The sequence below is a fragment of the Arthrobacter sp. B3I9 genome (assembly GCF_030816935.1).
Classification (GTDB): domain Bacteria; phylum Actinomycetota; class Actinomycetes; order Actinomycetales; family Micrococcaceae; genus Arthrobacter.
On the sequence record NZ_JAUSYO010000001.1, the window covers coordinates 3,267,427 to 3,286,368 of the forward strand.

Annotated in this window: 14 protein-coding genes; 8 read left to right on the forward strand and 6 right to left on the reverse strand. The window is 68.1% G+C overall.

All coding sequences use genetic code 11. The annotated features are described in order from the left end of the window. Positions 1-97 precede the first annotated feature (97 nt). The 3 genes from QFZ65_RS15175 (at position 98) to QFZ65_RS15185 (ending at position 2,065) form a co-directional block, all read left to right on the forward strand. Complete coding sequence (locus tag QFZ65_RS15175; protein ID WP_306911531.1) at positions 98-958, forward strand: FAD-dependent oxidoreductase; 861 nt, start codon at positions 98-100, stop codon at positions 956-958. Between the two features lie 87 nt (positions 959-1,045). Then, entirely contained in the window at positions 1,046-1,777 is a 732-nt protein-coding gene (gene deoC, locus QFZ65_RS15180) for a deoxyribose-phosphate aldolase (RefSeq protein ID WP_306911532.1), read from the forward strand. A 54-nt stretch (positions 1,778-1,831) separates the two neighbouring features. Further along, the gene (locus QFZ65_RS15185; protein ID WP_306911533.1) at positions 1,832-2,065 is read left to right on the forward strand and encodes a hypothetical protein; all 234 of its coding nucleotides are present in this window, start codon (positions 1,832-1,834) and stop codon (positions 2,063-2,065) included. Between the two features lie 62 nt (positions 2,066-2,127). Here QFZ65_RS15185 and QFZ65_RS15190 read toward each other — a convergent pair whose 3' ends face one another. Continuing rightward, entirely contained in the window at positions 2,128-2,961 is an 834-nt protein-coding gene (locus QFZ65_RS15190) for a metal-dependent hydrolase (protein ID WP_306911534.1), read from the reverse strand. Positions 2,962-2,964: 3 nt separating this feature from the next. Continuing rightward, positions 2,965-6,618 carry a transcription-repair coupling factor gene (gene mfd / locus QFZ65_RS15195; protein ID WP_306911535.1) on the reverse strand — a complete coding sequence of 1,218 codons (3,654 nt, stop codon included), beginning with the start codon at positions 6,616-6,618 and terminating at the stop codon, positions 2,965-2,967. Between the two features lie 152 nt (positions 6,619-6,770). Between mfd and QFZ65_RS15200 the strand changes: the two genes are divergently transcribed. The 5 genes from QFZ65_RS15200 (at position 6,771) to QFZ65_RS15220 (ending at position 10,916) form a co-directional block, all read left to right on the forward strand. Further along, complete coding sequence (locus QFZ65_RS15200) at positions 6,771-8,297, forward strand: SDR family oxidoreductase (RefSeq protein WP_306911536.1); 1,527 nt, start codon at positions 6,771-6,773, stop codon at positions 8,295-8,297. 45 nt (positions 8,298-8,342) lie between these two features. Continuing rightward, positions 8,343-8,840, forward strand: a complete 498-nt coding sequence (locus tag QFZ65_RS15205) for a DUF2505 domain-containing protein (protein ID WP_306911537.1) — start codon at positions 8,343-8,345, stop codon at positions 8,838-8,840. Between the two features lie 4 nt (positions 8,841-8,844). Further along, positions 8,845-9,066 carry an SCO4848 family membrane protein gene (locus QFZ65_RS15210; RefSeq protein ID WP_306911538.1) on the forward strand — a complete coding sequence of 74 codons (222 nt, stop codon included), beginning with the start codon at positions 8,845-8,847 and terminating at the stop codon, positions 9,064-9,066. 62 nt (positions 9,067-9,128) lie between these two features. After that, positions 9,129-9,575 (forward strand): VanZ family protein, encoded by a 447-nt coding sequence (locus QFZ65_RS15215; RefSeq protein WP_306911539.1) that lies wholly within the window; start codon positions 9,129-9,131, stop codon positions 9,573-9,575. Positions 9,576-9,602: 27 nt separating this feature from the next. Continuing rightward, positions 9,603-10,916, forward strand: coding sequence for a UDP-glucose/GDP-mannose dehydrogenase family protein (locus QFZ65_RS15220; RefSeq protein ID WP_306911540.1), 1,314 nt, complete (start codon positions 9,603-9,605; stop codon positions 10,914-10,916). 5 nt (positions 10,917-10,921) lie between these two features. Here QFZ65_RS15220 and sufU read toward each other — a convergent pair whose 3' ends face one another. From sufU to QFZ65_RS15240, 4 genes are all read right to left on the reverse strand, one after another. Further along, complete coding sequence (gene sufU, locus QFZ65_RS15225) at positions 10,922-11,377, reverse strand: Fe-S cluster assembly sulfur transfer protein SufU (RefSeq protein WP_306911541.1); 456 nt, start codon at positions 11,375-11,377, stop codon at positions 10,922-10,924. A 12-nt stretch (positions 11,378-11,389) separates the two neighbouring features. Then, on the reverse strand, positions 11,390-12,703 hold the full coding sequence (locus QFZ65_RS15230) for a SufS family cysteine desulfurase (protein WP_306912601.1): 1,314 nt from the start codon (positions 12,701-12,703) through the stop codon (positions 11,390-11,392). Between the two features lie 684 nt (positions 12,704-13,387). Beyond that, on the reverse strand, positions 13,388-16,060 hold the full coding sequence (locus tag QFZ65_RS15235; protein ID WP_306911542.1) for a LuxR C-terminal-related transcriptional regulator: 2,673 nt from the start codon (positions 16,058-16,060) through the stop codon (positions 13,388-13,390). Positions 16,061-16,119: 59 nt separating this feature from the next. Beyond that, entirely contained in the window at positions 16,120-18,822 is a 2,703-nt protein-coding gene (locus tag QFZ65_RS15240) for a LuxR family transcriptional regulator (protein ID WP_306911543.1), read from the reverse strand. Positions 18,823-18,942: the final 120 nt, after the last annotated feature.

The following is an 18,942-nucleotide window of genomic DNA, read 5'->3' on the forward strand; positions in this document are numbered from 1 at the left end:
AGCAACAACGGGGAAACACGCCGGAAAAACCGTCCGCCTACGCTGGTGGCATCAAGCACGAAGGCCGCACCACAGGCCACCAGCGAAAGGGCCCACCATGTCCAACGTTCCCAGCGCAGCACCCGATTCCCAGACCCGGCCCCGGATTGTTGTCGCCGGCGCCGGCCCGGCCGCCCAGGCCCTGGTCCGGCAGCTGACCCGGACCCCCTTTGCCGGCGGAATCACCGTGCTGAGCAACCGCGACGACGCCCCCGACGGGCTGCTCGAACTCGCCACCCTGCCGCAGGTCTCCTTGCGCTTCGGCCAGCCGGTCAGCTACATCGATCCGGACGGACAGCGCGTCACCACCGCGGACGGACTCGAGTTCAGTTACGACCAGCTGGTCATCGCCACGGGCTCCTCCCCCGCCGCCACGCCCCTGGAAGGCGACGGCCGCTGCCTCCGCTACTCCACGATCGACGACGCCACCGTGCTCGGTGAGGCCGTAAAGGACGTCACCCGGGTCCTCGGGCGGCGGCCGCTGGGCATCCTGGTGGGCAACGGAACCGCCGCCGGGCAGGCCGAGGCGGTACTGCGGGCCAGGGGCGTCCGCCCCGTCCGCACCACACTCCGGCCCGCTGCCATCATCCCCAACCTCGCGGGGTCGATGCTTCCGGCCGCCGGCGTGGTTTTCGACGACGGTTCGAGCATGAACGGGGACCTGGTGGTCCTGGCGGAGGAGCGGGTTGCCCGCGACGCCCTCTCGGTGAGCGCCGGGCTGAAGACCGCGCCGCGGGGCGGCATCGTGATCGACCAGGAGTTCCGCACATCGGTGCCCGGGATCTGGGCGATCGGGGATGCTGCCGTGTTCGACGGCGTCCGGCTGGGGCTGCTGGTCGCCGCCGCCTCGGCCGCCTCGGTCTGCGCCTCACAGCTGCTGCGCGCCACCCTGTCCGGGCCGCTCACGGACGCCGCCTGAGCGTCCGCTCCGGGACGGGTTTCAAGGACCCCGTGCGGGTGCGGCGTTGTGGCAAGATGGACACCGAGAAGCCACGAAAGGGACCCCATGAGCCACGAAGCCACCACGGCCGCCGGCAGCGCCGCCCCCGCCCCGCGGGATGCCACGGCCGGCAGCATCGCCTCCTTCATCGACCACACCCTGTTGAAGCCGGAGGCCAGCGAAGCCGAGATCCTCAAGGTCTGCGCGGAGGCGGCGGAGTACGGGTTCAAGTCCGTCTGCGTCAATCCCGTCTGGGTGAAGACCGTCCACACCGCGCTCAAGGGCTCTGGTGTGCTGACCTGCTCCGTGGTCGGCTTCCCGCTGGGCGCCACCCCGAGCGACGTCAAGGCCTTCGAGGCACGCGGGGCCGTCCTGGACGGCGCCGAAGAGGTTGACATGGTCATCAACATCGCCGCCGCCCGGGCCTACGACAAGGGCGCGCTGGTTGATGACATCACCGCCGTCGCTGAGGCCGTCCACGAAGGCGGAGCGATCCTGAAGGTGATCATCGAGACCGCCCTGCTGGACGACGCCCAGAAGGTCCTGGCCTGCGAGGCTGCGGTGGAAGCGGGAGCGGATTTCGTGAAGACGTCCACCGGCTTCAACGGCGGCGGAGCCACCGCGGAAGACGTCGCCCTGATGCGCCGCACGGTCGGCCCGGACCTCGGGGTCAAGGCCTCCGGCGGCGTGCGTTCCCTCGCGGACGCACAAGCTATGATTGCTGCAGGTGCAACACGTATTGGCGCCAGCTCCGGGATCGCGATCGTCAACGGTGAACAAGGCTCATCCGCGTACTGATCCGCTCCGGACAACTGCCACAGTTTTGAGCCCCACGGGGCCGAGGAGGAACGAATGTCCAGCAACACCCAGAAGACCCAACAGACCCCGCAGACCGAGAACCACCTTGGCTCTACCATCGTCAAGTTTGTCGTGATGATGGGCCTGTTCCTCGCCTCCGTGTACTCGCTGAACTTCCTGACGCTGGGCAACCCGTGGCCGATGGCCGTCTGCCTGGTCCTGTTCGCCCTGTCGTTCTGGATCCCGCAGACGATCCTCGGCCGCTCGGACTCCGCCGGCGAAAGCTAGACCCAAACCACGCTTAACCAGCTGAAGCTCCGGATTCCGGAGCTTCAGCTGGTTAAGGCGCGTTAATTCCCGACGACGGCGGCCAGCAGGCGGTGGACCAGCGAGGTGCCCAGCGCGACGGCGGCCGGGAAGTGCACTTTCGCCAGCGCCAGCGCGGCCGCGAACATGCCGATCATGGCGTAGCCGCTGACCGGGATCAGCACGAACCATTCCCGCCGGGACCCGGCGCGTCCCAGCAGGGGGATGGAGAACGCCCCGTTGGCTTTCCAGACGTTCTTCACGAGCGGCAGCTTCCGCAGGAACCTCGGCGGCTTGATCACCAGCGGCCAGAGCAGCGGCACTCCCCCGGTGGTGATCATGTCCCCGACGATGTGGACCAGCACGCCGGTGAGCATTGAGACTGGCAGCCAGGTCCACTGGTGCGGCGCAAACCAGGTCACGAGTCCCGCCATGGCCAGGCCAAAGGCCCAGTTGCTGATCCAGCCATACTTCGGAAAGAGCTTCAGGGCCTTGGCCGCGATGTTGATCAGGAACATGCACAGCAGCCCGGCGCCGACGGACAGGAGCCCCCAGTCGGTTTGCAGCTGGAGCTGTCCGGCCAACGCGGCGAGCAGCACGAAGAACGCAGCGCCAAGCACCGAGTGGGTGCCCTGCCGGTGCCCGCCGCTGGCATTCTCGATGCCGACGGCGATCACGTTGGACAGCGGCGGCAGCGAGTGCGCAATGGTGCTGGAGCGGTGGTCCCAGTCGCAGACCAGGGCTGTCCCCGCCGTTGCCATTCCCCCGATGACGATCCCGGTGGCGTCCAGCGGATACCACCCCAGCGCGTACGGCCCGGTCGAGGCAATAGCCACCCACGCCGCGGCTCCTGACGCGGCGTGATGTCCTCCCATCATCCTTTAACTCCCTGTCGGTGAGACAGGCACAGCGGCGTCGGAGAAGATGTTCCGGATGACGCCGTTGGCCCAGTCGAGGATCTCGGCATCCTGCAGGTCCCGGCCGCCGATCCGTGCCGTCTTGGGCTTGGGAATGAGCACCGCGTCCAGCGCCGGCTTGGCCTGTGCCCCCGGGTACATCCGGGTGAGGCGCATGAGCTTGGACTCCGGCAGCTGGGCCGGGGAGAACTTGATGAAGTTCCCCTGCAGGGCAACATCGCTCAGCCCGGCTTCCCGGGCGCCCACCCGGAAGCGTGCGACGTCGATCAGGTTCTTCGCGGGAAGCGGCAGTTCACCGTAGCGGTCCACTAGTTCGGCGAGGACCTCGTCGATAGCCTCGTGGGTCAGGGCGCTGGCGAGCTTGCGGTAGGCCTCCAGCCGCAGCCGTTCCCCCGGCACATAGTCATGCGGCAGATGGGCATTGACGGGCAGCTCAATCTTCATTTCGGCGGCCTTCTCCTCCGCCTCGCCCCGGTACTCGGCCACGGCTTCGCCGACCAGCCGGATGTAGAGGTCGAACCCGACTCCCTGGATGTGCCCGGACTGTTCGCCGCCGAGCAGATTGCCGGCGCCGCGGATTTCCAGGTCCTTCATGGCCAGCTGCATGCCGGCGCCGAGCTCGTTGTGCGTGGCCACGGCCTTGAGCCGTTCCAGCGCCACCTCGCCCAGCGGCTTTTCCGAGGGGTAGAGGAAGTACGCGTAGGCGCGTTCACGGCCGCGGCCCACCCGTCCGCGCAGCTGGTGCAGCTGCGAGAGCCCGTACTTGTCCGCGCCGTCCACGATCAGGGTGTTCGCGTTTGAGATGTCCAGGCCGGTCTCGATGATCGTGGTGCAGACGAGGACGTCAAAGCGCTTTTCCCAGAAGTCCACGATGATCTGTTCGAGCCGGCTCTCGGACATCTGCCCGTGCGCCACCTCCACCCGGGCTTCCGGGACCAGCTCGCGGATCTTCGCCGCGGTGCGGTCGATGGTGGACACCCGGTTGTGGACGAAGAAGACCTGGCCCTCGCGCATGAGTTCGCGGCGGATCGCGGCGGAGGTCTGCTTGTCCGTGTACGGGCCGACGTAGGTCAGCACCGGGTGGCGTTCCTCCGGCGGAGTCGCGAGGGTGGACGTCTCGCGGATCCCGGTCAGTGACATTTCCAGGGTCCGGGGAATCGGGGTGGCGCTCATCGCCAGGACGTCCACATTGGTGCGCATCTTCTTCAGCGCTTCCTTGTGCTCGACGCCGAAGCGCTGTTCCTCGTCGACGATCACCAGGCCCAGGTCCTTGAACCCGAAGTCTTTGGACAGCAGCCGGTGCGTGCCGATGACGACGTCGACGGAACCGGCCTTCACGCCGTCGGCCGTCTCCTTGGCTTCCTTGCCCGTCTGGAAGCGGGACAGCGGTTTGACCACCAGCGGGAAACCGGAGAACCGCTCGGTGAACGTCTCGTAGTGCTGCTGGGCGAGCAGCGTGGTGGGCACCAGCACGGCAACCTGCTTGCCGTCCTGCACCGCCTTGAAGGCGGCCCGGACCGCGATTTCGGTCTTGCCGTACCCGACGTCACCGGAGATGAGCCGGTCCATCGGGATCTCGCGCTCCATGTCGGCCTTGACCTCGTTGATGGTGGTCAGCTGGTCCGGGGTCTCCACGTACGGGAAGGCCTCCTCCAGCTCCCGCTGCCAGGGGGTGTCGGCGGCGAAAGCGTAACCGCGTGAGGCCATCCGGGCCGAGTACAGCCGGATCAGCTCACCGGCGATCTCCTTGACCGCCTTGCGGGCCTTGGACTTGGTACTGGCCCAGTCCGCGCCGCCCATCTTGCTCAGCGCCGGGGTGTCACCGCCGACGTACCGGGTGACCTGGTCCAGCTGGTCTGTGGGCACGAACAGCCGGTCCCCCGGGGCGCCGCGCTTGGAGGGAGCGTATTCGAGGACCAGATATTCGCGTACCCCGTCGCCGCCGCCCGCAACCTTCCGCTGGATCAGCTCCACGAAGCGGCCGATTCCGTGCTGTTCGTGCACTACGGAGTCGCCGGCCACGAGCTGGAGCGGGTCGACGGCGTTCCGCCGCTTGGACGGCATCCGGCGCATGTCCTTGGTGGAGCCGGCCGAGGTCCGGCCGAGCAGGTCGGCCTCGGTGAGCAGCGCAAGCTTGAGCGGATCCAGGACGAAGCCGCGTCCGAGGGCGGCGGTGGTCACCTCGATCAGCCCGGCCTGCGGGTCGTCGTCGAGCTTGTCCACACGGGCGCAGGGGATGTCGTTGTCGTGGAAGAGTTCGGCGAGGCGCTGGGCCGGGCCGGGACCCTCCGTGACCACCACAATCCGCCACTGGTCCCGGATCCGGGAGCCGATGAAGTCCATCATTTCGGCAACATCGCCCTGGTAGCCGCGGGGCTCCCGGGCATGCAGGTTTAGCACGTCGATGTCGGGCAGCAGCTCCTCGTCGGTGGCCAGCGACGTGATGGACCACCAGGAAACGCCGTGCGCGAGGGCCGCCGAGCGCGTCTCGGCCAGCGAGCGGAAGCTGGCGGAGTGCAGGGCCTCGGACGCCTGCGCGGTCAGATCAAGGGGCGCGGCGCCGCCGTCGGACGCCGTCGCCCACGCCGCCTCGAGGAATTCCTCGTTGGTGGCGGCAAGGTCGTGCGCGCGGGTGCGGACCTTCTCCGGCTCGATCACCACCGCGATGGAACCGGCCGGGAGCTGGTCCAGGAACGGGACCATGGCGTCCACCAGCACCGGGGCGAGGGATTCCATGCCTTCGACGGCGATGCCGCCGGCGATCTTCTCCAGCATGTCCGCGGCGGCCGGGAGCTGGGACTTCAGCGTCGCTGCGCGGGACATGACGGAAGGAGTGATCAGGATTTCCCGGCACGGCGGGGCATGGAGCTCCGTGGGGTGGTGCAGTCCGGGCGCGGTCAGCGAGCGCTGGTCGGCGACGGCGAACCAGCGCATCTGGTCGACCTCGTCGCCGAAGAACTCGACCCGGATGGGGTGGTCCTCGGTGGGCGGAAACACGTCGAGCATGCCGCCGCGGACCGCGAACTCACCGCGGCGGGTGACCATGTCCACCCGGGCGTAGGCGGCATCGGCCAGGCTCTTGACGACGCTGCTGAACGGGGCCTCCTGGCCCACCTTGAGCGTGACCGGAACCAGTTCGCCCAGGCCGGCGACGATTGGCTGGACGACGGCGCGCACCGGGGCGACGACGACCCGCAGGGCGACGTTCGGAGAGGCTTCGGGGTGGGCGAGCCGCCGCAGCACCGACAGGCGCCGGCCGACGGTGTCCGACCGGGGCGAAAGCCGCTCGTGCGGAAGGGTCTCCCAGCTGGGGAACTCCGCGACGGCGTCGGCCGGCAGGAAGGCGCGCAGGGCCTCGGTCAGGTCCTCGGCCTCCCGGCCGGTCGCGGTGACGGCGAGCACCACGGGTGCTTTCGCGGCTGTTTCTGTGGCTAACGCCCTCAACCCGTCCGCCATTTCGGCGAGCAGGACCGATCTCATTCCGGCCGGAGCGCTGATCTGATAGTCCTCGCCGCGGGCATCGAACCCACGGGCCGCCTCGGCCTGGACCCGGGCGTAGTTCCGGTCTTCGGCAAGGGCACGGCGCAGACCGGTGAGAGAAGGGCCGTTGAGGCTCATAGCTGTTGCTCCTGATGGGATTCCGGGGTGCAGGCAACACGAATACCCGAAATTCGTGAGAATCCCGGGGTATCCCAAGCCTACAATGCAATGGCAGTCCGCAGCCGCCGCGGCTCCGAACCGTAGGTATGCGCAACGACAAGGAGCTTCCCATGCACGGCACGCCGCAGGACCGCACTTCGAAGCCGGGCAGCCCCAGGACGGTGCTGGTCACGGGCGCGACGGGCTACATCGGCGGCCGGCTTGTCCCGCGGCTGCTGGAGGCCGGGCACGAGGTCAAGGTCCTGGTCCGGACCCCGGCCAAGATCGCCGGCGTGCCGTGGCTCGACCAGGTCGAGGTGGTCCAGAGCAGCCTTGACGACGGCGAGGCGCTGCGCGAGGCGCTCACCGGCGTCGACGTCCTCTACTACCTCGTCCATTCCATGGCGGCCGGAGCAGGTTTCGAGTCGAAGGAAAAGGCGATGGCAGAGACCGCAGCGACGGCGGCGGCTGCAGCCGGTGTGGGCCGGATCGTCTACCTCGGCGGTCTGCACCCGTCGGACGCAGAACTGTCCACCCACATGCGGTCGCGGGAGGCGGTGGGCAAGGTCTTCCTCGAGAGCCCGGTGGACGCCGTCGTGTTCCAGGCCGGTGTGGTGATCGGTTCGGGTTCCGCCTCGTTCGAGATGATCCGGCACCTCGCCGAGACGTTGCCGGTCATGCCTGCGCCGAGCTGGGTGCGGAACCGAATCGAGGCCATCGCGGTGCGCGACGTGCTGCACTACCTGCTCGGCGCCGCGTCGCTGGACGGCAGGATTGACCGGACCTTCGACATCGGCTCGCGCCAGGTGCTCAGCTACGCCGGCATGATGAACGAATACGCCGCCGAGGCCGGGCTGCCGCGGCGCTGGGTGCTCGCCCTGCCCGTTCCGGCCCCCAAGCTGGCCGGGCTGTGGGTGGCGCTCGTGACACCGATTCCGCTGTCCATGTCCCTGCCGCTGGTCGAGTCCCTGCAGACCGACGCCGTCTCACGCGAGCACGACATCGATTCCTTCATTCCGTTGCCCGAGGGCGGCCTGACCCCTTACCGGCGTGCGGTTGCCCTCGCCCTGGGCAAGGAGCGCGACGGCCAGGTGGAAACGGCCTGGTCAAGCGCCGGCGCCGACGCCGATCCGCTTCCCTCCGACCCGGACTGGGCCGGCCACCGGGTCTACCTCGACGAACGCACCTACACCAGCACGGTGGATCCCGAGCATGTCTGGACCATCATCGAAGGCATCGGCGGGCGCAACGGCTGGTACTCGCTGCCGCTGGCGTGGCGCGTCCGGGGCTGGCTGGACAAACTGACGGGCGGAGCGGGCCTGCTCCGCGGCCGCCGGCATCCGCACCTGCTGGCCGAGGGGGAAGTGGTCGACTGGTGGCGGGCCGAACGGATAGACCGCGGCCGCCTGCTCCGGCTGCGGGCCGAAATGCGGGCGCCGGGCCGGGCCTGGCTTGAACTCTCCGTGGAACCGGACGGCAGCGGCAGCCGCTACCGGCAGCGTGCCATCTTCTTTCCCAAGGGGCTGAGCGGACGGCTCTACTGGCTGGCCGTCCTGCCGTTCCACAGCCTGATCTTCCCCGCCATGTCACGGAATATCACCGCCGCCGCCAGGGACCTGCAGGCGCTTGAATCGAAGCCCGCCGGGCACACCCCGTAGGATGTTGGGAGCCGCATCGACCGCAACAACTGCTTTGGAGAACCCGTGCCCCTGAGTGCATCCACCACCCTGCCCCACAGTGTTGACCGCGTTACCGCCGTCCTCGTGAACGAGGACTTCCTGCGCCACACCAGCGAATACGTCGGCGGCACGCTGGAATCGTTTAACGTGGACGGCGACACCGCCGGGGCATTCGTCACCACCATTGTCCGGACCATCCCCACCACGAGGATGCCGGAGATGGCCCGCAAGTTTGTCGGCGAAAGCCTTAAGGTCACCCAGGTCGAAACCTGGGCTGCCCCCGCCGCGGACGGTTCGCGCCAGAGCAACATCTCGATGAAGGTCGCCGGCGCACCGCTGGATGTCAACGCCGTCCAGCGGCTGGTGTCCGAAGCCGGCGGCACGCGGATCGAACTCGAGGGCACCGTCACGTCCTCGGTGCCGTTCCTCGGCGGCAAGATCGCCGAAGCGGCCGAGCCCATGGTCGGCAAGGCCCTGAACATCCAGTCCCAGCAGGCCCAGGCCTGGCTCGAAAGCCACTAGCGGCGTGGAGCTACCCGCAGCCCTGGCAATCGTCCTGATCGTGGCCGGCCTCTGGTCCCTCCTGGTCTGGCCGCAGTTCCTGCGCCGGGTGATGAAGGACCCGCGGGCCCGCGACGCCGGCGGCCGGGCCACCCGGTTCCTCACCGTCCACGTCGTCCTGGTCAGCATCTCGATGGTGCTGGGAGCGGCAACGCTGGCCATCGGAATCGCAAGCCTGCTCGCCTAGCCAGCTCGCCTAGGGCGCTACACTCAGGGAAACGCCCGCGAACTCCCGAAAGGCGCCTCCCGTTGCCACCCCGCCGCCGCGTAATTACGTGGGAGTTCTTCGCCTACGCGCTGATTCTGGGGGCCATTGCCCTCTGGCCCACGCCGGTGGACCGTGCTGGTGGCGGGAAGCTGGCGGAGGCGCTCCAGGACCTGCACCAGCGCGGGATGCCCGGCTGGATCGACTATGCGTTCATTGAGTCGGCGGCAAACGTGCTCCTGTTCGTTCCGCTGGGAGCCCTGGTGGTCCGGATCTTCGGCAGCCGATACTGGTGGACCGGCGGGGCCGCCGGCCTGGTGCTCTCCGCCCTGATCGAGCTCGCCCAGTTCCTCTTCCTGCCTGCCCGGTACCCCACCCTGCTTGACGTCGCGGCGAATACAGGCGGGGCAACCCTCGGCAGCCTGCTCACCCTGCTGGTGCTCACTCTCCGCAGGCCCGTGCCAAACCGGGCCCCGCGACGTACTCTGTGATCACACCCCTTTGCGGGAGGACCAGGAATGCGGATATCGGTTATCGGCTGCGGGTATCTGGGCGCGGTGCACGCGGCGTGCCTGGCGAAGCTTGGTCACGATGTGGTGGGCATCGACCTGGACGCCGGCAAAGTGGCGCAGCTGTCCGCGGGGCAGGCGCCGTTTTATGAACCCGTCCTGGACGAGCTGCTGTCCGCGCTGGAGGAATCGGGGCGCCTGAGGTTTACCACGGAGATGGAGGCCGTGCACGGGTGCGAGGTCCATTACATCTGTGTCGGCACGCCGCAAAAGCGGGGTGAAAACGCGGCGGACCTGCGCTTTGTCGATGCCGCGGTGGAGGCCCTGGCAGCCCAGGTGTCCCCCGGCGATGTGGTCGCCGGCAAGTCCACCGTTCCGGTCGGGACTGCCGCCCGGCTGGCTGAGGTCATCGCCGAGACCGAACCGGGCGCCATGCTGGTGTGGAACCCCGAGTTCCTCCGCGAAGGCCATGCGGTGACCGACACGCTCAATCCGGACCGCCTGATCTACGGCGTTCCGGACGGCAGCGAGGACCACCCCGCGGTGGCCATCCTGGACCAGGTCTACCAGGCGTCCCTCGCCCACGGGACCACCAGGCTGGTCACCGACTACGCCACCGCCGAGCTTGTGAAGACCGCGGCCAACTCGTTCCTCGCCACCAAGATTTCCTTCATCAATGCGATGGCCGAGGTCTGCGAAGCCACCGGCGCTGACGTCACGCGACTGGCCGACGCCATCGGCCTCGACGAACGGATCGGCCGGAAGTTCCTCAACGCCGGCATCGGTTTCGGCGGCGGCTGCCTGCCCAAAGACATCCGGGCCTTCATGGCCCGCGCGGGCGAGCTGGGCGCGGACCAGGCCCTGACCTTCCTGCGCGAGGTGGACGCCATCAACATGCGGCGCCGCACGCGCGTCGTCGAACTGACGCGGGAACTGTGCGGGGGGTCCCTGATGGGACAGCGCATTGCCGTGCTCGGGGCCGCCTTCAAACCCGAGAGCGACGACGTCCGGGACTCACCGGCGCTGAGCGCAGCGGCCCAGCTCCAGCTGCAGGGTGCCGTGGTCACGGTCACTGACCCGCAGGCCCTGCCCAATGCCGCCAAGCGCTTTCCGGAGCTGCCGCTGGAGCCGGACCTGGAAACCACCCTGCGCAGGGCCGACGCGGTGCTGCTGCTGACCGAATGGAAGCAGTACCGCGAGCTGGACCCGCACGGCACCCGGGCCCTCGTCTCGGCTCCGCGCATCCTCGACGGGCGCAACGTCCTCGATCCGGCCAAGTGGCGTGCCGCGGGCTGGACCTACAAGGGGCTCGGCCGGCCCTGACCCTCCTAGTGCGAGATGGCCTGTCCGAGGGCGTCTTCCGCGGCGACCCAGGAGAGCATGGCGCACTTGACGCGGGCCGCGTAGCGCGCCACGCCCTCGAACGCGGCGGCGTCACCGAGTATTTCCGGGTCCGCGGGCACCTTGCCGCGGGAGCGCAGCACCTCGCGGAAGCTGCTAATCACGGTGCGCATCTCATCGACGGCCATACCCTCTGCGAGGTCCGTCAGCACGGAGGCGGACGCCATGGAGATCGAGCAGCCGTTGCCGTCCCAGCGCAGCTCCCTGACCTTGCCGTCCGCGACGGCGACCCGGAGCGTGATCTCGTCCCCGCACACCGGGTTGAGCTGATGGGACTGGCCGCTGCTCGCGCCGTCGGGGACTGCCGCAGCGGACAGCCCGCTGCCGTGCCGGGCCTTGGAGTGGTCCAGGATGATCTGCTGGTACAGCTGGTCGAGACTCATGTACTGCCGTCCTCAGGCTTGGAAGTAGCCGCGGACATCGGCGACGGCGTTAAGGAACGCGTCGACATCGTCCGTCGTGTTGTACAGGTACGTGCTGGCACGGGTGCTCGCAGTGAGGCCAAGACGGCGGTGCAGGGGCTGGGCGCAGTGGTGCCCCACGCGCACGGCGATCCCCCGGCTGTCCAGGAACTGCCCGACGTCGTGCGCGTGGACGCCCGCGACGTCGAACGCTGCCAGGCCGATCCGCTCCTGGCCGGCGGCGGGTCCCAGCACGCGGATTCCGGGGATGGATTCCAGGCCCGCCACGAGACGCTGCCCGAGCTCGAATTCCCAGGCGTGGATCCGGTCCAGCCCGGTCTCGCTCAGGTAGTTCGCGGCCGCCGCCAGGGCGACGGCCTGGGAGATCCGCTGGGTTCCGGCCTCGAAACGCTGCGGGCTCGGCAGGAATCCTGCCCGCTCCATCGTGACGGTGGTGATCATGGACCCGCCCGTGAGAAACGGCGGCATCGCGTTGAGCAGCTCGGCCCTGCCGTACAGGCCGCCGATACCGGTCGGGGCCAGCATCTTGTGGCCCGAGAAGACGGCGAAATCGACGTCGAGTGCCTTGACGTCCAGGGGCAGGTGCGGGGCCGACTGGCATGCATCGAGCACCACGAGCGCTCCCGCTGGCCGGGCGAGGGCAACCAGTGCTGCTACGGGGTTGATGGTGCCAAGGACGTTGGACGCATGGGTGAAGGCGAGGATGCGCGTCCGGCTGCCGATGATGCGGGCGGCGGCCTCGAGGTCCAAGGTGCCGGCGTCGTCGACCGGAATGTAGCGCAGCGTGGCTCCGGTGCGTTCCGCCAGCTGCTGCCACGGAATCAGGTTGGCGTGGTGTTCCATCTCCGTAACCACGATCTCGTCGCCGGCGGAGAGGGCGAAGCGGGCCGCTTCCGGGGCAGCACCGGGCAATGAGGCATTCAGGAAGGAGTAGCTGAGCAGGTTCAGGCCCTCGGTGGCATTCGACGTCCAGATGAGTTCATCCGGACCGGCTCCGATGAAGGCCGCCACCGATTCCCTGGCGTCCTCGAAGGCCTCCGTGGCTTCAACGGCGAGGTGGTGGGCGCCGCGGTGCACCGCTGAGTTCCGCTGCTCATAGAATTCCTGCTCCGCTTCCAGCACGCTGAGCGGGTTCTGGGAGGTGGCGCCCGAATCCAGGTACACCAGCGGCTTGCCGTTGACACTCTGGCCCAGGATCGGGAAGTCGTTGCGGATCCTGAGGACCTCCTCGTTTCCCAGCGCGGTGGCTGAGCGGAGGAGGTGGGCTGGTGTGGCAACCATGGGTATAACTCCTGGATCGGCGGCGGCGTGGCGGAGGAGCATGGCCGCCGATGGGACGGCCGGGCGCTATTACGTCACGCAGATTGATCCTAATTATCCCATGCTTGGCGAGTTGTCCGGGCAGTCGGTCGAGGGACGCTACCGGACCCAGATCCGGACAACGTGTTGGGTCACACGACGGACCGGTCCGGACAAACAGACGCCCCAGCGGGTAACCCGCTGGGGCAGACCGTTTAAGGGAGCCGGCGGCGGCTGGGGGGAGAGCCTCGGTCTCAGAAGGCTCTGACGCCGCCGGCTCCGACCTTGGGGCACAGCTACCGGCTACGGCACTGTGCGATTTCCAATGAAGGAGAACGGAGAAGGGAAAGTATCGGCGCGACCACCTTCAATGGTGGCAGTAGCTGCAACAGCAATCAAGAGTCGCTTGTGAGCAACTCCCCCGTGCTGGTAAAGCCACCGGCCGATGCCCGCCCTGAAGTAATTTCAGTGAAACTTGTTCAGTTCGAGACCGCTGTTCTTTTTCAAGAACTGACTTAATTGAAGCCCCTCGGTCAAACCTGTGCACGAGTAGCCTTTACCCGACTTCTCGATCCTTTCCCCCCGTCCCACTACTTGCAGGTACCCCCGCGGAACCTGCAACCCACTCGTGCAGTACGTAGACGGGCCGGGGACCGGGCGTGGCCGGCGCTGTCACCCCAGCTCAGGGGCCTCCTCCGGAGCATCAGCCGGGTGACGGCTTTCGCGCTTCACCTCAAGGAGCTCGGCACGCCGGCTCACGCCCAGCTTGGCGAAGATCCGGCTCAGGTGCCCCTCAACGGTGCGCGGCGATAAGGAAAGCGCGGCGGCAATGTGGGCGTTCGTAGACCCGGTCGCCACGAGCTCCAGGATCTCCGCTTCGCGGGCCGTCAGCACCGGTCCCTGTTCGTTCCGCAGAGCCGGCACCGGGCCGGATATGCCGGCGTCTGCCATGAGGTGATGAAGCCTGCGCTGGACCGCGGTGAGCCGCCAGCGGTCCGGGCTGTGCTCCAGGCACGCCGCCGCTTGCTGCGCAGCCTCAAAGGCCAGAAGCCCGTGGCCGGTGGCGGTCGCCTCGTCGCTGATGGCGATTAACCCGGCCGCGTCGTTGGAGGCCACTGCGCGGGCGAAATCAGCCAGCAGCCGCCCCTCGGGCCCCTCCATGGCGCTGCTGCTCGAAGCCAAAGCCGTAGCACTGCCGGTGTCCCCGCTTCTGAGCAGAAGCCTTCGGATGTCCGTTTCAACGCCTCTCAAGCCTTGGTGCTGCGCCTGGTCAGCCAACGCTTCGAGCTCCGCGCTGTCCCCGTCGCTGGTGAGCCTCTCCACGGTAAGGCAATACGCGGCGGAAAGCAGCCGAAGGCTCTGGGGTCCGCTGTAGGCTGCCGCGTGGAAGCCCTTGGCCTGCTCCCGGGCCTCCCCCGGGCGCCCGGCAAGGGCTGCTGCGTACCCGGCGGCAGCACGCGCGAAAGGCAGCACCTCCAAGGGATCAGCGATGGCGAGTTCTTCCACGGCCCGGATCAACTCAGCGAAGCTTTCCATGATTCGTCCCCGGCGCAGAAGCGCGAACCCGCTCATGGCATGCAGCATTCCGCCGCTGTACAGCAACCGGGAGGGATAATCCGCGGCGTAGCCCTCAAGGACTTCCGCAAGTTCCCCCCATTCCCCCGCCCGGACGAGGCTGAGGCAGTGCCGGGCCAGTACCTCTTCCTGGGCCAGCGGCAGCGTCAGCCCTCCGGAGACGGCGCCTGCCCAGGCCTCACGGTCCAGCCGCAACCCCGCAGAGAGCCGGCCCTGGGCCGAGCGAAGCTCGCCGAGGGCCGAGACGGCCGGAAGGCGGACTTCCGGAACGGTCCCGGCCGCATCGATCAGGTCCTGCAGCCGCGCCTCGCGGACCGCCGATGGTCCGTCCCACTGGCCGTGCAGGATGTCGGCTGCCAGTCCTCCGGCGGGCAATTGGGACCACGGGGATTCATTCGGACCGAGGCCGGCGTTTCCGGTTGCTGGTTCCGCCACCCGTTCCCGCCCTGCAGCGTCCATCCTGTCCGGTAGCCGCGCGGCGAGGCGCGCTGCAAGGTATGACAGCCTGCCATGGGGCACAGGCCCCACCGCCGCAAGGTCGGCGGCGGCTTCCGCCGGCAGGCCAAGGAGGTAATGCGCATACGCGAGGTGCATTTTGGCTTCGGCAAGAAACCGCGTTTCGCGCACAGCCTCGGCCGCCTGGATCGCGGCCGCAGGGTTCAGGTCCGTGTTGGCCGCTGCGGCGGCCTGGAGCAGTTGCGCTGGCGGGACCGGCGCACCGCATTCCAGGGACCAACGGAGCTGGTTCAGGAACGCTTCAGGCCCCACCACCCCTGCCGAGGGCAAATCAAGTAGGCTCGCCCGCAAGGTCGCACTCTGGCCCGCCGGGACCCGGTGCCGGATTATCTCGCCGAGCAACGGGCTGGCTGGCCGGACGGTACGGTCATGCCCCGGGGAAACGGTGAGTATTCCCGCTGCCTCCAGCGCGTCGACCGTTTTCGGGTTGCTGAATCGCAGGATCTGGCCCAGCGGGAGCGGCCCGGCCAGGGCCACGATGGCGGCCACGGTCCGCTCTTCGGCGGTCATGGAGCGCAACTGCTGGTCGATGACGTCTGCCGCAGGCACCCCGGCCAGATCGGGGTTCGCGCTCAGGAACCACACGCCGTGGCGGAGGACGAGGGCGCCGCTGTATCGCTCGTGCTCGATCAGGGACATCAGCATCAGCGGGTTCCCACCTGTTACCTCAGCGAAGACGGCACTGGCCCAGGGGGAAACGTCAGCTCCCAGCACGTGTTTGCAGAGCTCGTGGACTCCGGCCCGGTTCAGCGGTGAAAGCTCGAACTTGGACAGGAGCCCGTCGTCCCACAGGGCCAGGAACTGTTCCGGGATCGACGGGCCCGGACGGCTGGTGGCCAGGATTTCCGCGGCACCGACGGCAACGGCGCGCGCGAGCAGTTCCGTGGTGCCACGGTCCAGGAACTGGGCGTCGTCGACCACGAAGAGCGGCCGGACCGCCTCGGCCTTGAGCCGGTCCGACACGGCCTTTAGAACGGCGGCAAAGGAGTCCAGTTCTGAATCCGGCAGTTCGGACAGATAAGGCGCCAGCGCTCCGAAGGGCACCGCGGCCAAGGCTCGCGTGGCGGCCAGCCGGATCACCGAGCCGCCCGGAGGCAACTCGCGGAGCACCGCCTTGTACACCGCCGTCTTTCCCGTGCCCGCGGCACCGATGATCAGGACACCTGATTTTGAGTCATCGAGCAGGGACCGGGTCACATCCTTGACCAGGCCGGACTGCCCGATCAGCGCAGCGGCCTCAGCGGTGCCATCCATGCCGGACACCTCCCCCGGTACCCCGCCGGACCACGGACGGCCGGCGGGGCGGTCGGGGATCAGCCAATCCGAACGCTTTCCGCCGGAGTGGAGATGACATCTTTGAGTTCCGATCTGCTGGCCACGTGGAGCTTCGAGTACACCTGGTAAAGGTGACCCTCAACCGTGCGGACCGAAACATGCATCTGTTCGGCGATCTTGCGGTTGGAGGATCCGGCAGCAGCCCTCACCGCGACTTCGCACTCCCTGGCAGTGAGGGTGGACGTCGTGAGCGAGTGCAGGCCGTTCTTCGGGCTGCCGAACCTGTCATCGAGTGACTGTTGCGTCCGCTGTCCGACCCGCAGGGCGATCCGGTTACCGGCGTCGTTCGCGGAGCTGACGGACTTGCGTGCCGCGTCACGGGCGAAAATGGCGTTGCTTGCTGCATCGGAATCCTTCGATACGGCCAGAAGCTGCTCGCTGTCCGATTCCTTCACGCCTTCCGCGAGCCGCACACAGAGACCGGCAAAAGATCCGGTCACGCGGGCGGCAAGGTTGCCGAGCTTGACGGCCATCTGCCGGTCACCGAGCCTGGCCGCGGCGGACAGGAACAGCAGTCCCGGGGCCAGCAGGGAGGCTGCGGCATCGCGGTCTGCCTCGGCCACAAGCGCCCGGATGGCCATGGCGCGCTGTCCGAGCTCGGCCAGGGCACAGAGTTCGAAATACCGGGTCATCCGGACCACCAGCCAGGGTGCGCGCGGTTGCAGCTGAGCCAGTTCCGCCAGCTGAAGGCCGGCTTTCTCCTCGTCCCCCTGCAAGGCGGCGGCGTAGGCGAAGGCCGCCATTGCCAGGCCGGCCACCGAGTCGGTGTCCCGGGCCAGGAGCTGCTCCATGCCGGCCCTGAGCCGCGGCAGCGCGTCGTCGAGGAGGCCGGCATGAAGGTCAAGGACTCCCTGCCCGATCTCGAACATTCCGCCCAGCCGTTCCTGCGGGTCGGCGGTGCCGGTGGTAGCCGACAGGAAGGCCGCGGCCTCACGGAACTTGGCCGAGAGCAGCATCAGGAGCAGAAACCGGCCCCGGATGTGCCGCATGGCCCGGTCCGAGAGCGGCACCGACCCCGCGGATGAAATGATCTGCTTGCCCAGGCCGAATGCCGCGGCGACGTTTCCGGTGACGGCCATGGCTTCGCAGCGCAGGCTCGCGGTCAGGATTCCGGCTTCCGTGTCCAGCAGGCCGCCGGTCGGGTTGTCGGTCATGGAAAGGACGTCCTGGTACCGGCCTTCGAAGACAGCGAGTTCCGCTTCAGCGACCCGCAGCCGCTGCCGGGCCGCGTCCACCACTGCCTGGTCCTCGTCGGAAACAGCTGCGAGCCGCCGTCCGATTTCCTGCAGCGTGGCGTTGGCGTCAGCCGCCGCGGAGCCGTTCTGGGAGCCGGTCTGCCTGTCCAGTTCTGCCCGAAGAAGCTGCAGCGAGGTCCAGTCGGCCAGCGGAATGCCTTCACCCGCGGCGGCATCCAGGGTGGAGAGAAGCCGCCGTGCGGAGTCGGGGTTGTTCGCCGACATGTGGGCCTGGACTGACTCGACCGTGGCCTGGGTGGACGTTCCGCGGCCCTGCATCTCGTTGAGGAACCGCAGTGCCGCTACCGGATCGGACGAGTTGTTCGCCATCCGCGCGGCAGCCAGGGCCTGCTCCGGACCTACCTGTTCGCCGCAATCCAGCGCCCATGCAACGCCTGCTGATCCGCCGCCGGCGTCCGGCTGCTCCGAATCCTGGAGCACGGCCGTGAGCCGGCGGCGGAGCTCGGCGCTGCGGCCGGGCGGCACCACGCTGGCAACGATGCCGGCCGACAGCCGGTTGGCAACGCTGACCATCGGGGGGTGTTCGTGGCTGACGTGGATCATGGCCCGCTCCTGCAGGGCGTCCATATCCTGGGGGTCAGCGATCTTCATGAGCGTCTGCAGCGGAACCGCGCCGGCCAGGGCCAGCAGTTCGAAAACGTCGCGCTGGCCAGGGCTCAGCCGGTTCAGGCGGGCCTTCACGACGTCGCGGATCTCCCCGGTCAGGGCGATGGGGCTGTTGCCCAGCACCCAGACGCCGTCCTGACGGATGATCGTCCCCAGTTTGATCTGTTCCCGCGCGAGGGAGTGAAGGAAGAGTGCGTTTCCTCCGCTTGCGCTCCACAGGGCCCGTGCGGCGGCATGGGAGAACTGGCCCCCGTATTCGTTGCCCAGGGAAGCCGCTACTTCGTTGAAGTCGAACGGCGAGAGGTCCATCCGCCGCAGCAGGTCATCTTTCCACAGCCCCATGATGTCCCCGCCCACATGCGGAAGATCCACGCACGCCGCCAGCAGGGTGACGTGCGAGCCGGCGCCCAGCTGGGCAACCATCATGCTGGACAACTCGTCCAGGTCGTGGGCATTGTCGACGAAGAGGATGACCCTGCGTCCTTGTGCCTTGTTGTGCAGTACCTGGGTAAGGCCCCGCAGCACCATCAGGGGGTGCTCCAAGTGTGAGGCGTCCAGATCGTTCAGCAGAACGCTCAGGGCGCCGTAAGGGAGCTTCGAGGAGATGGAGCTGCCCCGGACCTGGACCACCGCGTAGTCCGGACCGAGCTGCTCGAGGGCACGCTGGGCGATGAACGACTTTCCCGCCCCGTGCTCGCCGACCAGGACGACGCCGCAGCCGGAGCCTGACGTCAGCGTCTCGACGACCTCCGCGACGATGTGGTTACGGATGAAGGGTTTGTCGTAGCGCCCGGGGGCGAACCGCTGGGCTGATGACATAGGAGTAGTTTTGCCGCTGCCCGCAGGCAGGCCGACGTCTTGCTGAAACATGAGTGAGACCTTCGCAATCAATGGTTGACCAGTGATAAGTCAAAACTATGGATCAGGGGACTTTTCGGT